Raw genomic sequence first — 13,323 nt, 5'->3', positions numbered from 1 at the left:
AAAGTGCCGGTCGCCCGACCCATTCATCGCCCAGTGCCTCACTAAGCGGGTGCAAATATACAACTGTTTTTTTACCTGACAACTTTTTTTTTGAAAAGAAAGAATATTTTTTTCAAACCATCAGTAAAAACAAAAAAGCAATGAACGTTTGCACTTTTAAGCCGTCAATCTTACATTAACAATCCTGCTTGATTAACGGGCTGCAAATGTAAGCCTGTTTTTTAAATAACAAAGAAAAATTTGCAGCTTTTTTAAACTTTTTCAACCTTAAACCATCAACCATCTTAAAATGAGATAATTGTGCAGTTTAAAAAAAAGGAAACTCAAATTAATTAAAAAATCAATTCGAAGCAATAAAAAACAAGAATGTTTACAGCCGGCATATACTATAAGGAAGTGCAACCTCTGCTCTTAACTTACTTTTAGTGAAATTGCAAAGAAGATAAGTAGCATTGAAACATTATATAAAGTACTATTGTGGGCATAACCACAACATATTATCTTTGCTGCCCGTATAAAACCAGATTATGATAGAGATTACCTTGCCAGATGGCTCCATTAAGGAATTTGAAAAGGGTGCCACCCCAATGGAAGTGGCAAAAAGCATCAGTGAAGGACTCGCAAGGAACGTAATTTCCGCAAAATTCAATGATACCACCGTTGAATGTTCTACTCCCTTAACCAAAAACGGATCTCTCACTTTATATACTTGGAACGATAAAGAAGGTAAAAAGGCTTTCTGGCACTCTACTTCGCATATCGTGGCCCAAGCTCTGGAGGAATTATATCCTGGAGTCAAACTAACGATTGGACCAGCAATAGAAAATGGGTTTTATTACGATGTTGATTTGCCCGAAGGCAATATATCCGAAAAAGACTTTCCAACAATAGAACAAAAGGCCCTTGAAATAGCTAGAGGAAAGCACGATTTTGAAATGAGAGACGTGTCAAAATCCGATGCTTTAAAATTCTATAAAGAACAAGGGAACGAATATAAGGTGGAATTGATTGAAAACTTGGAAGATGGCTCCATTACCTTTTGCGACCATGATACCTTCACCGACTTATGCCGTGGTGGGCATATCCCCAATACCGGTATAGTCAAAGCTATAAAAATATTAAGTGTAGCGGGTGCTTATTGGAGAGGTGACGAAAACAAGCCCCAGTTGACCAGGGTCTATGGTATTTCCTTTCCAAAACAGAAAGACCTTACTGAATATTTGGAACTATTGGAAGAAGCCAAAAAGAGAGACCATAGAAAATTGGGGAAAGAGTTGGAGCTTTTTACTTTTTCCCAGAAAGTTGGCCAAGGACTTCCTTTATGGTTACCTAAAGGTGCAGCACTTCGGGAGAGACTCGAACAATTCCTAAAAAAGGCCCAAAAGAAAGCGGGTTATGAAATGGTCGTTACCCCGCATATTGGTCAAAAGGAACTTTATGTTACTTCTGGGCATTATGCTAAATATGGCGAAGATAGTTTTCAACCCATACGCACTCCCAAGGAGGACGAAGAGTTTCTATTGAAACCCATGAACTGTCCCCACCATTGCGAAATTTATAATACACGTCCTTTTAGCTACAAAGAATTACCCAAAAGATATGCGGAATTTGGAACCGTATATAGATATGAGCAAAGTGGTGAATTGCACGGACTTACAAGAGTTCGAGGTTTTACCCAAGATGATGCTCATATTTTTTGTACACCAGACCAGCTAGACCAAGAGTTCAAGGAGGTAATCGATTTATCACTATATGTGTTAGGTTCCTTAGGTTTTGAGGATTTCACTGCTCAAGTATCCGTTAGGGATTTGGAAAATCCCGAAAAATATATAGGCTCCGCAGAGAATTGGGAAAAAGCCGAACAAGCCATTATAAACGCCGCCAAGGAAAAGGGACTCGACTATGTTATTGAAAGTGGAGAAGCTGCCTTTTATGGTCCAAAATTAGATTTTATGGTGAAGGACGCCCTTGGCAGGCATTGGCAATTGGGCACGATACAGGTAGATTATAATTTACCGGAACGATTTGAGCTAACCTATAAGGGAAGTGACAACGAAATGCATAGACCGGTAATGATTCACCGTGCTCCATTTGGTAGTATGGAGCGATTCATCGCCTTATTGCTGGAACATACAGGAGGTAATTTTCCGTTGTGGTTAATCCCCGATCAAGCTATTGTATTGCCTGTAAGCGAGAAACACGAAAAATATGCTGAAAAAGTTTTAAAATCGCTAGAAATTAACGAAATTCGCGCCCTTATTGACAACAGAAACGAAACTGTTGGCAAAAAGATACGTGAGGCAGAAATGAAAAAGATTCCATTTATGCTTATCGTTGGCGAAAACGATGAAAGCTCCACTACGGTTTCCGTTAGAAGGCACGGAGGCGAGGATTTAGGAGCTATTTCTATCGAAAATTTTTGTGACTTGGTATCTACAGAAATAAATAGTACCTTAAAGTCGTTTAAAGAGTAATGTTTAATTAAAAAAGAATAAGTCATAGCAATACGTAAAAGATTCAGGCCTCAACCAAGAAGGGAAAATAAAAACCCTCATAATATTAATGAAAAAATTCTTGCTCCAGAAGTAAGATTAGTTGGTGATAATGTAGAAGTTGGTGTATATCCGATAAGAAAAGCTTTGGACATTTCTAAAGAACTCGAATTGGATTTAGTTGAAATTTCACCCAAGGCGGATTCACCTGTTTGTAAGATAATCGATTATAAAAAATTCCTTTACGAACAGAAAAAAAGAGAGAAGGCCATGAAGGCCAAAGCCTCAAAAGTTGTTGTAAAGGAAATAAGGTTTGGTCCAAATACGGATGACCATGACTACGAGTTTAAAAAGAAACATGCGGAAAAATTCCTGAAAGATGGAGCAAAATTGAAAGCCTATGTTTTTTTTAAAGGCCGTTCCATAGTTTATAAGGACCAAGGTGAAATTCTACTCTTAAAATTAGCTTCCGAGTTGGAAGAGTTTGGAAAAGTGGAACAGATGCCAAAATTGGAAGGTAAGCGAATGACAATGTTCATCGCTCCAAAAACAAAGAAATAAGGAGTATCGTTCTTTTAGAAAAAACGATGCATTATAATAAGAAACGCTATTAGTTATAAAACTGGTAGCGTTTGACATGAAAGTGACCCTTCTGCTCCGCTCAGGGTTTTACAAATGGAGCGTAGTAAGTGAGATTAATTAAATAAATAGGAGAAAATGCCTAAACAAAAAACAAAATCCAGTGCCAAAAAGCGTTTCAAGCTTACGGGTACCGGTAAAATTAAAAGAAAGCATGCGTTTAAGAGCCATATTCTTACGAAGAAATCTAAAAAACGTAAGCTCGCGTTGACACATGACACATTGGTACACCCAAATGATGTCAACAGTATTAAAGAACAATTACGACTAAAGTAAAAGTTCAAAGGTAGAATTATTAACCATGGAGTTAGGCCAATCAAAAAGAGTTAAAAGTTAAAGTTAAAAGTTAAGAGCCTCTAGAAAAACCTTGACATACTACGGATAACTATTTAATCGCCTACTACAAAAAAACAAGAAGAAATGCCAAGATCAGTAAATGCAGTCGCTTCCAGAGCCAGAAGAAAAAAGGTTATGAAGCAAGCCAAAGGTTACTTTGGAAGACGTAAAAATGTTTGGACAGTAGCCAAAAATGCGGTTGAAAAAGCAATGTTATATGCTTACAGAGACCGTAAAAACAAAAAAAGAACATTCCGTTCTTTGTGGATTACCCGTATCAATGCCGGTGCCAGACAGCATGGAATGTCCTATTCTCAATTCATGGGAAAAATCAAAGCCAATGGCATAGAGCTCAATAGAAAAGTTCTAGCCGATTTGGCAATGAATAACCCAGATGCCTTTAAAGCAATTGTAGAGCAGGTAAAATAAGTCAAAACAAATCTCACTTAAGAAAATCCGACCTCCAAAAGGGTCGGATTTTTTCATTTTAGATATCAAGGTTTAATCTTGGCAATGGCAGCCTTAAATTCTTCCCAATCTATAAGATCATCCCCATTTTTATCGTATCCTTCTATTAGTTTGGTTGATACGATACCCCTTAAAAAACCACTTATCTCTGCATCCTTTAATAATTGGACAATCTCTCCTTTGGTAAGTTTTCCATCACTATCAGTATCAAAAAATTCAAAAGCCTTCTGAGGTGTCTCGAAATGGTTGGTTATTAAAATCTGGATTTTATTTAAAATTGATTCTTCGGTGGTCATACTATTTTATTTTTTAAGAATTTGTATTTATATCCCAAAAATGGTGACGACCAACTTTCTACCCAAAGCACGGTTCCTATGCTCACAAAGGTATATCCCCTGCCAAATTCCCAGATTTAAACGCCCGTTTGAAATGGGAACTTGTACAGATGCCCCCATCAAGGAAGCTTTAATATGGGCCGGCATATCATCGGGACCTTCATAGGTATGTATGTAATATGGTGCATTTTCGGGCACTATTTTATTCAAATGACTTTCAAAATCGGTCCTTACAGTTGGGTCGGCGTTCTCGTTAATCGTCAAGCTTGCGGAGGTATGTTTTATAAAAATATGGCACAATCCTTTCTCAATATTTTGTATTTCGGGACAATTATCCAATACCAAATCCGTAATTAAATGAAACCCTCTAGGATAGGAGGGTAATTTGAACTCCTTCTGAAACCAATGCATGCTAAATTCTTATTAAATAAAGGTAAAACTTTACACTTTGTCCATTAAATAGATATCATTGAAATATCTTTGTTCCTTACTAAAAATTATGGATTTATCTAAGATACGGATGGTGGTTACCGATATGGACGGAACCCTATTGAATTCCAATCACCAGGTAAGCAATCGATTTTTCAAACTATTTGAAGGATTAAGATCCAAAGGGATTCTTTTTGTTGCCGCCAGTGGCCGACAATACAACAGCATCGTGGAGAAGCTTTATCCCATTAAGGACGATATCATTATCATTGCCGAGAATGGCGGTTTTGCCAAACAAAAGGAAAGAGAAATAATTTCTACTCCTTTGAATAGCGATTATATCTTGGAAGTCCTTAAAACGCTTAAAGAAGTTCCCAATACGCATCCCGTACTTTGTGGAAAGCATATGGCCTACATTTCCGGGGAATCCGATGCCTTTGTACAAAAACTAAAGGAATATTATACCGAGTTCGATATCTTGGAAGAGCTGACAATTGTTGACTCGGAAATCATAAAAATCGCTATCTATCATTTTGAGAGTTCAGAACAACATATTTATCCACATGTAAAGCATTTTGAGGATATACTGAAAGTGAAAATATCCGGGGAAAATTGGGTGGATATATCGAGTCCAAAAGCCCACAAGGGTTTCGCCCTTGAAAATGTGATGGAACGTTACAGCATAAAACCGGACGAAATTATGGTGTTTGGCGACTACAACAATGATTTGGAAATGTTGGCGCTTTCTGAATTTAGTTTTGCTATGGAAAATGCCCATCCCAATGTAAAAAAGGCCGCTAAATATAGCACTCGCAGTAATGATGAAATGGGGGTGGAAATTGTTTTGGAACAGTTACTCACAGAAAGGTGCAGGGAAATGCATTAGGAGCTGCACGGAAAAGTGAAAGGGTGAATTAGTGTGTTAGCGAAATAGTGGTTTAGTGCTTGCTTGATAATCACTTTTCGTTGCTCGCTAATCGTTGTTCGAAACCGACGAGCAGCCCAGTACTATATATTTCGCCTGCTCAGCATGAATTACTGGTTCTTACTGTGTTTCATTTTGCACTTAAACTTGTATTTGTATTTGAGCTTGTATTTGAACTTATCAGGTTTTCTGCTTTTTCTTTCGTGCAGCGGGGAAGAGGACATTGTTCAAAATCAATCGATAACCCGGTGAGGTTGGATGTAGCTCCAGTTCCGTTTTTGGGTCCCCTACCCTATGCTGGTAATCCTCCGGGTCATGACCCCCGTAAAACGTAAAAAAACCTTTTCCTTTAATGCCATGGATGTAGCGGGCCTCCCCGTTCAACTTGTTCTCCCCAAGTACCAGGACCGTTGGTTTGATTTCAGACCGATTAAAGGCGGTGGTCTGGCCCATGAAACCCTTTACCAAGGAAGTATGGTTCTGACATAGCATAGTAGGTACGGCATCCCATTTGGCGGAAAAATCCATCAAGGAAAAGTAGTCCTGCTCCTTGGGAACATTCCCCCTTTTTGAGGTCATATCAATGGACGAAAACTCATATTTAACCGGACTTCTTTCCAAGGTAAAGTCCGTAAAGGCGAAAGTCTTATCAAAATCCAAACTCGCCTGATAATTAGGATCCGATGGATCGCCATCGAACATAGGCTCACAAATATCCACACCATCGGCTGCAAGGGCGATGTCAAAACTATCAGTTGCGGAGCACATGGCGAACATAAAACCTCCACCAATTACGTAATTCCTAATTTTAAGGGCAACTGCCAACTTTTCATCGGAAACCTTATCAAATCCCAATTTACGGGCCAACTTCTCCGCCTCCTTCTTACCTTCAATATACCACGGGGTAGCCCTGTAGGCACCATAGAATTTACCATATTGCCCTGTGAAATCCTCATGATGCAAATGCAGCCAATCGTATAAGGCGAGCTTATCGTCCAAAACCTCTTCATCATATACGGTTACGTAGGGTATTTCCGCATAGGTAAGGGCCATGGTAACCGCATCGTCCCAAGGCTGGTTCTCTTTGGGAGAATACACCGCAATTTTGGGAGCTTTTTCCAATATTACGGCATCCTGATTTTTGGAAGGACTGCTTATTTCATCCAGAATGGAATTTGCCTGATCATCCGAAAGTATTTCAAAAGAAACGCCCCTAATCTGGCACTCCTTGCGTATAAGCTCACCATCGGGCAACAAAAAGGAGCCGCCCCTATAATTGAGCAACCATTGCACTTTTTGCTGCTTGGAAAGTACCCAATACGTTATTCCATAGGCTTTTAAATGGTTCTTTTGGGTGTCCGCATCCATGGGTATCAAAATGGAAGAGGCATACCCAAGATGAGTGATTAAAAATAAAACCAGTAAAAGAAAAATTCTATGCATACCTCATAATTCAATTGGCCTTCTCTCAAAAATAAACGAAAAAAAACGCTCCTAAGTTTTCAGGAGCGTTAAAGATTTTAAAAATAAAGTGTTTGGACAGATACCTTTTAGTACCCTGAACTTTAAAATGGCACATCGTCATCATCATCTATACCCGTTCCTTGATTCATGGAACTACCAAAGGCATCGTCCGCACTTGGAAGGTTCTTTGTAGTGAAAGGGTTCTCCTCATTATCGTTCATTTTGGACTGGAACTCGAAGGGCGAATCGAAATCGTCCAAATTATCGAACTTACCTTGGCTACCAATAAATTTAAGCCTGATGTTGTCCAGCCCTCCGTTCCTGTGCTTGGCCACAATGAATTCTGCTTGGCCTTGGGTTGGGGTGCGTTCCTCATCGTCCCACTCCTCTATTTTATAATATTCAGGTCGGTATATAAAGGAAACGATATCCGCATCTTGCTCAATAGCACCTGATTCCCTCAAATCTGAAAGAATAGGTCGCTTACTACCTCCCCTGGTCTCAACGGCCCTGGAAAGCTGTGAAAGTGCAATCACGGGAACATTCAGTTCCTTTGCCAAGGCCTTTAGGTTCCTCGAAATCGTTGAAATTTCCTGCTCCCTGTTACCCCCTTTTTGACTACCTCCAGCGGTCATCAATTGCAAATAATCTATCATGATCATCTTAATGCCATGCTGAGAAGCCAAACGCCTTGCTTTTGCGCGCAGGTCAAAAATGGACAATGAAGGGGTGTCATCAATGAACAATGGCGCTTTTTCCAATGTTTTTACCTTTACGTTCAATTGCTCCCATTCATGCTTTTCCAATTTTCCGGTCCTTAACTTTTCAGAGGACAACCCCGTCTCAGAGGAAATCAACCTCGTAATCAACTGTACCGATGACATTTCCAAGGAGAAAAAAGCTACTGGCGTATTGGAATTGACCGCCATATTCCGGGCCATGGACAAAGTCAATGCCGTTTTACCCATACCAGGTCGTGCCGCTACTATGATCAAATCACTGGGCTGCCAACCGGAAGTCAATTTGTCCAACTTATCAAAACCTGAAGGAATTCCGCTCAAACCTTCCCTATTGGCAATTTCCTCGATTTTCTTCTTGGCCTGGATTACCAAATTCTGGGCGGTTTCTGCCGATCGCTTTAAATTCCCTTGGGTAACGTCGTACAATTTCGCTTCGGCATTATCAAGAAGGTCAAAAACGTCCGTACTTTCATCGTAGGCATCCTCAATAATTTCGTTGGAAATTTTAATGAGGCTACGCTGAATATATTTTTGAAGAATGATACGGGCATGGAATTCAATATGCGCCGATGATGCTACCTTTTGGGTCAATTTGATCAGGTAAAAATCACCTCCAACGGCCTCCAATTTACCGGCCTTCTTCAATTGTGCCGAAACGGTTAATAAATCCACAGGTTGGGATTCCTCGAACAAAACGAAGATGGCCTCGTAAATAAATCTGTGGGCATCCTTATAGAACACATCTGGGTGAAGGATGTCAATAACTTCATCGACCCCTTTTTTGTCAATCATCATTGCACCAAGCACAACTTCCTCTAAATCAACTGCTTGTGGTGGTATTTTTCCTCTTTCGAGGCTAATAATCGTAGATTTGTCAATCTTACGACCAACAAAAGGTTGTGTGTTCTCCATAGTGCGAAAATATACAATTAACCTTTAGTTAACTTTAATTGAGGCAAAACCAATGTTCACAGTTAACTAACATTTGCCTGTTAATAAAATACAATTTTATGTTGATAACATAAAAAAACCGAAGATGAAATTCTTCGGTTTAATGCTACGCTGTTAAAATGGTCGTTTATCCATTAAAAACACCCATGTTCGCATATTTTTCCATCCGTTGTTTCACCAATTCCTTTGGTGATAACTTTTGTAGTTCCTCATAATGGGAGGCAATTTTATTCTTCAGGATTTCAAAAGTCTTTTCCCTGTTGGTATGCGCGCCCCCAGCGGGTTCCTTTACAATTTCATCTATCAATTTCAATTTCTTCATATCGCTAGCGGTCAACTTCAAGGCCTCAGCTGCCCTTTCCTTGTATTCCCAACTTCTCCAAAGAATGGAAGAACACGATTCTGGGGATATTACAGAGTACCAGGTGTTCTCCAACATCAAAACCTTGTCTCCTACTCCGATTCCCAAGGCTCCGCCCGAAGCTCCTTCTCCTATGATTGCAACGATGATGGGAACCTGCAACCGGGTCATTTCCAAAATATTCCTAGCTATCGCCTCTCCTTGCCCCCGTTCCTCGGCCTCAATACCGGGATACGCTCCTGGAGTATCTATCAAGGTAACTACGGGTATGCCGAATTTTTCTGCAGACTTCATCAATCGCAAGGCTTTTCTGTACCCTTCCGGATTGGCCATACCAAAGTTTCTGTATTGTCTTGTCTTGGTATTATAGCCTTTTTGTTGCCCGATGAACATGTAGCTCTGATCACCAATTTTACCTAATCCGCCTATCATGGCCTTATCGTCCTTTACATTACGATCTCCGTGCAGTTCAAGGAAGGTGTCGCCGCAAATGGCCCGTATATAGTCTAAAGTATAAGGTCTATTTGGATGTCTCGATAATTGAACGCGTTGCCAGGGAGTGAGGTTTTTGTAGATTTCCTTTCTGGTTTCGTCTAATTTCTTCTCAATCTGTTTACAGGTTTCGGATACATCCACATCGCTTTCCTCACCAATGATCATACACTTGTCCAATTGCTCTTCCAGCTCCTTGATTGGAAGTTCAAAATCCAAATACTCCATAGTTTTCAATAAGATTTCGTTAGTTGCGTAGGCAAAGATAAAACTTTAAAAGGTAATCTGGCCACTGTCACTTACGCAATGGTTGCGATTTATTGGCCTGCCGACGTACCCCTTCTTCCAACTTTTGTTTTAAGTACGCTCTTCCTCGATTTTTCCGAGGCGAGTTTCTTAATGCTTGCCTTATTTTTTAAAATCCCGTTTAGGATGACCGTGCTTAAAATAAGCAACGCCCCTAGATAAAAAAAGGGATTCATTTTTTCTTCCGAACCAAAAATGAACCATGCCAATAAGATTCCATAAACAGGTTCCAAGTTGGTAGTCAACATTACGGTGTACGGTGTCAAAACCCGCATAATCTTAATGGAGGCAATAAAAGCGTAGGCCGTACATATCAATGCCAAAACGAAAAGATACACCCAATCCATTGGACTTAAATAAAAGAAATCCGAGGAATAACTTCCTTTAACACCCAAAATAATGGAAAGGAACAAAACCCCTATACCCAGTTCATAGAAGGAAATGACCGAGGGCCTATGCTTTTTTACCAACGTTCCGTTGACCAAAGAAAATACGGCCGCCAAAAAGGCGGAACTTAATGCGACCAACATCCCGTAGGTATAGGAGGACTCCACCCTAAAAATCAATACAAGCCCGATAATGACCAAAATCCCAAAAAACACTTCATATCCTATCACTTTTCGATTAAAAATGAAAGGTTCCATCAATGCGGTAAAAAAGGCCCCCGTGGACATCATGGCCAATGCCACGGATACAGTTGAAATTTTTATGGCATAAAAAAAGGTGAACCAATGGGAGGCCACCACGACACCCCCAAAAATCAGCCAACCTAGGGATTTTTTGTCCACTTTCAAATCAAGGCGAACCAACCTTATATATATCAGTATAAATACGGATGCCAAAAGCATTCGGTACCAAACCAAGGGTAGGGAATCAATGGAAATCAATTTCCCCAAAATTGCGGTAAATCCCCATATAAAAACAATGAAGTGCAAATGGAGCAGGTTGCGTATCCTATCTCTTGGCATTTTGCAGCAGATAAAGGGCCAAAAGCCCAAAGAGTACGTTGGGAATAATAACCGCCAATAAGGGCGAGAAGCCGGACTGCTCCGCAAGGGTTCCAAACACCTTGTCAAAGAAGATGAACACAAAGGCGACCAATATTCCAAAGGCCAAGTTTACCCCCATGCCTCCCCTTCTTTTTACAGAAGAAACGGCTACCGCAATGATGGTGAGAATAAACGCCGTCAACGGCAAGGCCCATCGTTTGTATTTGACCAAAATATAGGTGTTGATATTGGAAGCTCCCTTTCTTTTCTGGTCGGCAATAAATTGGTCCAGTTCAAAGAGGTTTTTGGTTTCGGCTACGTAGGAAACCGGAGTTAAATCATCGATTTTAAACGTAAATAGGGTATCCAAGCGACGTTTGCTCTCCAAGATGGCGGAATCCCCCACCATTTTCCGTTTCACATAGGAAGTCAGCCGATAATTGCTATCCTTTTCCACCCAACGTATATTCACTGCCGATATCTTAAAATCCAGCTTATTGTCCTCGTTGAACCTTTCATAGGTAAAATTATGCCCCAGCTGCCTGGCCGGATCAAAACTACTTACGTAAATGAAGTCCGTTTCGTTGAGTTGGTTAAATATATTGTTGGTAATCCTATCCTGCTTGCCGCGTTTCAAGTATTTGAACTTGAATTCATTGAACCCGATACTGGCCTGCGGAACGATGAACATGGTCATAAAGAACATGATTATGGCTATGATAGTGGCCCCAATCAAATAAGGTCGTAAGAACCTGCCATAGGATACCCCGGAGCTAAGAATGGCAACGATTTCCGTATTATTGGCCAGTTTGGAGGTAAAAAAAATGACAGATAAAAATAGGAAAATAGGAAATAGTAGACTGCCTATGTAAATGGTGAAATTTAGATAATACAACAGGATTTCATTCAACGGCGCCTCATTGTCTATCATCTTCCCGATCTGTTCCGCCAAATTAACCATGATGCCAATGGGTATGAATAGAAGCAGCATCATGGCGAAGGTTGCCAAGTATCGTTTTAATATGTATTTATCTATGATCGAAAGCACTATAGTCTCTTGTCCATTTGTTTCACCATATTATTTTTCCAGCTATAAAAATCGCCCTCCAAAATATACTTTCTAGCCTCGCGTACCAACCAGAGGTAAAATCCTAAATTGTGGATCGTGGCGATCTGTTTTCCCAAATATTCGTTGGCCACGAACAAATGCCGCAAATAGGCCTTGGAATATTCCCTATCCACAAAAGTAGTTCCCATTTCGTCTATGGGGGAAAAATCGTCCTCCCACTTTTTGTTTTTTATGTTGATGGTACCATGGGCCGTAAACAGCATGCCATTTCTGGCATTTCTAGTGGGCATCACACAATCGAACATATCAATGCCCAAAGCAATATTTTCCAAAATATTGATGGGCGTTCCCACTCCCATAAGATATCTGGGCTTGTCCTCTGGAAGGATTTCACAGACCACTTCGGTCATGCCATACATTTCCTCGGCAGGCTCACCAACGGAAAGTCCGCCGATGGCATTGCCCTCCGCACCTGCGTTGGCTATATATTCCGCGGATTGTCTACGCAAGTCCTTATAGGTAGAACCCTGTACGATGGGGAAAAAGCTCTGGGAATAATCGTAGACAAAGGGGGTCTTTTCCAAATGGGCGATACATCGGTCCAACCACCTGTGGGTCATGTGCATGGACCGTTTTGCATAATTGTAATCACAGGGATAGGGTGTGCACTCGTCAAAAGCCATTATGATATCGGCCCCAATGACCCGTTGGATTTCCATTACGTTTTCCGGAGTGAACATGTGCATTGAACCATCTATGTGGGATTTGAACTTTACCCCTTCTTCCTTTATTTTTCGGTTTCCCGATAATGAATACACCTGATAGCCCCCGCTATCGGTCAATATATTTCGGTCCCATCCCATAAATTTGTGAAGTCCGCCCGCTTTCTGGAGAATATCGATCTTCGGTCTTAGGAACAAGTGATAGGTATTCCCAAGAATTATATCCGGATTTATCTCCTCCCTCAACTCCTTCTGATGTACTCCCTTAACGGACGCTACCGTACCCACAGGCATGAAGATGGGGGTTTCGATTGTACCATGATCGGTAACCAAGGTACCTGCCCGTGCCTTACTTTGGACATCCGTTTTGTGTAGTGTAAATTTCAATATGCTCAAATAAAGATGCAAAGATAATGAACTCCTTGGCTCCAAAACTTAAGAAAAACCAAAGAAGGTTTTAGTTATCAAGTTAATCTTACTTCTCGATGCGACCACGGAAAAACCAAACCTCTCCTAACTTCGCCAAACAATAAAAGAACTTTACCCTCCGTTCTGATGGTATAACGAGAAAGGAAACGATCGGTATTGTTCTTGATACGAATGTT

At 40.5% G+C, this 13,323-nt stretch carries 13 protein-coding genes; 5 read left to right on the top strand and 8 right to left on the bottom strand.

Annotated features, from left to right (window positions below):
• Positions 1–527: 527 nt before the first annotated feature.
• The 4 genes from thrS to rplT all read left to right on the top strand — a co-directional run bounded on the left by thrS (position 528) and on the right by rplT (position 3,896).
• Positions 528–2,474, top strand: coding sequence for a threonine--tRNA ligase (thrS, locus tag PP181_RS15125; RefSeq protein ID WP_272637706.1), 1,947 nt, complete (start codon positions 528–530; stop codon positions 2,472–2,474).
• Between the two features lie 24 nt (positions 2,475–2,498).
• Positions 2,499–3,053, top strand: coding sequence for a translation initiation factor IF-3 (gene infC / locus PP181_RS15120; RefSeq protein WP_419776392.1), 555 nt, complete (start codon positions 2,499–2,501; stop codon positions 3,051–3,053).
• Positions 3,054–3,209: 156 nt separating this feature from the next.
• Positions 3,210–3,407 carry a 50S ribosomal protein L35 gene (rpmI, locus tag PP181_RS15115; RefSeq protein WP_099543236.1) on the top strand — a complete coding sequence of 66 codons (198 nt, stop codon included), beginning with the start codon at positions 3,210–3,212 and terminating at the stop codon, positions 3,405–3,407.
• Between the two features lie 144 nt (positions 3,408–3,551).
• Complete coding sequence (gene rplT / locus PP181_RS15110; RefSeq protein WP_272637705.1) at positions 3,552–3,896, top strand: 50S ribosomal protein L20; 345 nt, start codon at positions 3,552–3,554, stop codon at positions 3,894–3,896.
• A gap of 65 nt (positions 3,897–3,961) precedes the next feature.
• Here rplT and PP181_RS15105 read toward each other — a convergent pair whose 3' ends face one another.
• Together PP181_RS15105 and PP181_RS15100 are read right to left on the bottom strand one after the other, a co-directional pair.
• Positions 3,962–4,231: an EF-hand domain-containing protein gene (locus PP181_RS15105; RefSeq protein WP_138257703.1), complete on the bottom strand. Its 270-nt coding sequence runs from the start codon at positions 4,229–4,231 to the stop codon at positions 3,962–3,964.
• A gap of 27 nt (positions 4,232–4,258) precedes the next feature.
• Positions 4,259–4,681 (bottom strand): secondary thiamine-phosphate synthase enzyme YjbQ, encoded by a 423-nt coding sequence (locus tag PP181_RS15100; protein ID WP_138257702.1) that lies wholly within the window; start codon positions 4,679–4,681, stop codon positions 4,259–4,261.
• Between the two features lie 88 nt (positions 4,682–4,769).
• Between PP181_RS15100 and PP181_RS15095 the strand changes: the two genes are divergently transcribed.
• On the top strand, positions 4,770–5,585 hold the full coding sequence (locus tag PP181_RS15095; RefSeq protein WP_272637704.1) for an HAD family hydrolase: 816 nt from the start codon (positions 4,770–4,772) through the stop codon (positions 5,583–5,585).
• A 219-nt stretch (positions 5,586–5,804) separates the two neighbouring features.
• On the opposite strand, the gene PP181_RS15090 is transcribed toward PP181_RS15095, so the two are convergent.
• The 6 genes from PP181_RS15090 to tgt all read right to left on the bottom strand — a co-directional run bounded on the left by PP181_RS15090 (position 5,805) and on the right by tgt (position 13,105).
• Positions 5,805–7,067 (bottom strand): asparagine synthetase B, encoded by a 1,263-nt coding sequence (locus PP181_RS15090; RefSeq protein WP_154916618.1) that lies wholly within the window; start codon positions 7,065–7,067, stop codon positions 5,805–5,807.
• 122 nt (positions 7,068–7,189) lie between these two features.
• Entirely contained in the window at positions 7,190–8,740 is a 1,551-nt protein-coding gene (gene dnaB / locus PP181_RS15085) for a replicative DNA helicase (protein ID WP_138257699.1), read from the bottom strand.
• Between the two features lie 166 nt (positions 8,741–8,906).
• Positions 8,907–9,860, bottom strand: a complete 954-nt coding sequence (locus PP181_RS15080) for an acetyl-CoA carboxylase carboxyltransferase subunit alpha (RefSeq protein WP_138257698.1) — start codon at positions 9,858–9,860, stop codon at positions 8,907–8,909.
• Positions 9,861–9,949: 89 nt separating this feature from the next.
• The gene (locus tag PP181_RS15075) at positions 9,950–10,906 is read right to left on the bottom strand and encodes a DMT family transporter (protein WP_272637702.1); all 957 of its coding nucleotides are present in this window, start codon (positions 10,904–10,906) and stop codon (positions 9,950–9,952) included.
• A complete protein-coding gene (locus PP181_RS15070) occupies positions 10,893–11,975 on the bottom strand; it encodes an LptF/LptG family permease (RefSeq protein WP_272637701.1) in 1,083 nt (360 codons plus the stop codon). Before PP181_RS15070 ends, PP181_RS15075 begins: the two co-directional genes overlap by 14 nt.
• Positions 11,975–13,105, bottom strand: a complete 1,131-nt coding sequence (gene tgt / locus PP181_RS15065) for a tRNA guanosine(34) transglycosylase Tgt (RefSeq protein WP_272637699.1) — start codon at positions 13,103–13,105, stop codon at positions 11,975–11,977. Before tgt ends, PP181_RS15070 begins: the two co-directional genes overlap by 1 nt.
• Positions 13,106–13,323: the final 218 nt, after the last annotated feature.

Source organism: Maribacter sp. PR66 (assembly GCF_028464205.1).
GTDB lineage: Bacteria > Bacteroidota > Bacteroidia > Flavobacteriales > Flavobacteriaceae > Maribacter > Maribacter flavus.
Note: the sequence above shows the minus strand (reverse complement) of the source record. Positions and strands in the feature narration are given on the sequence as shown.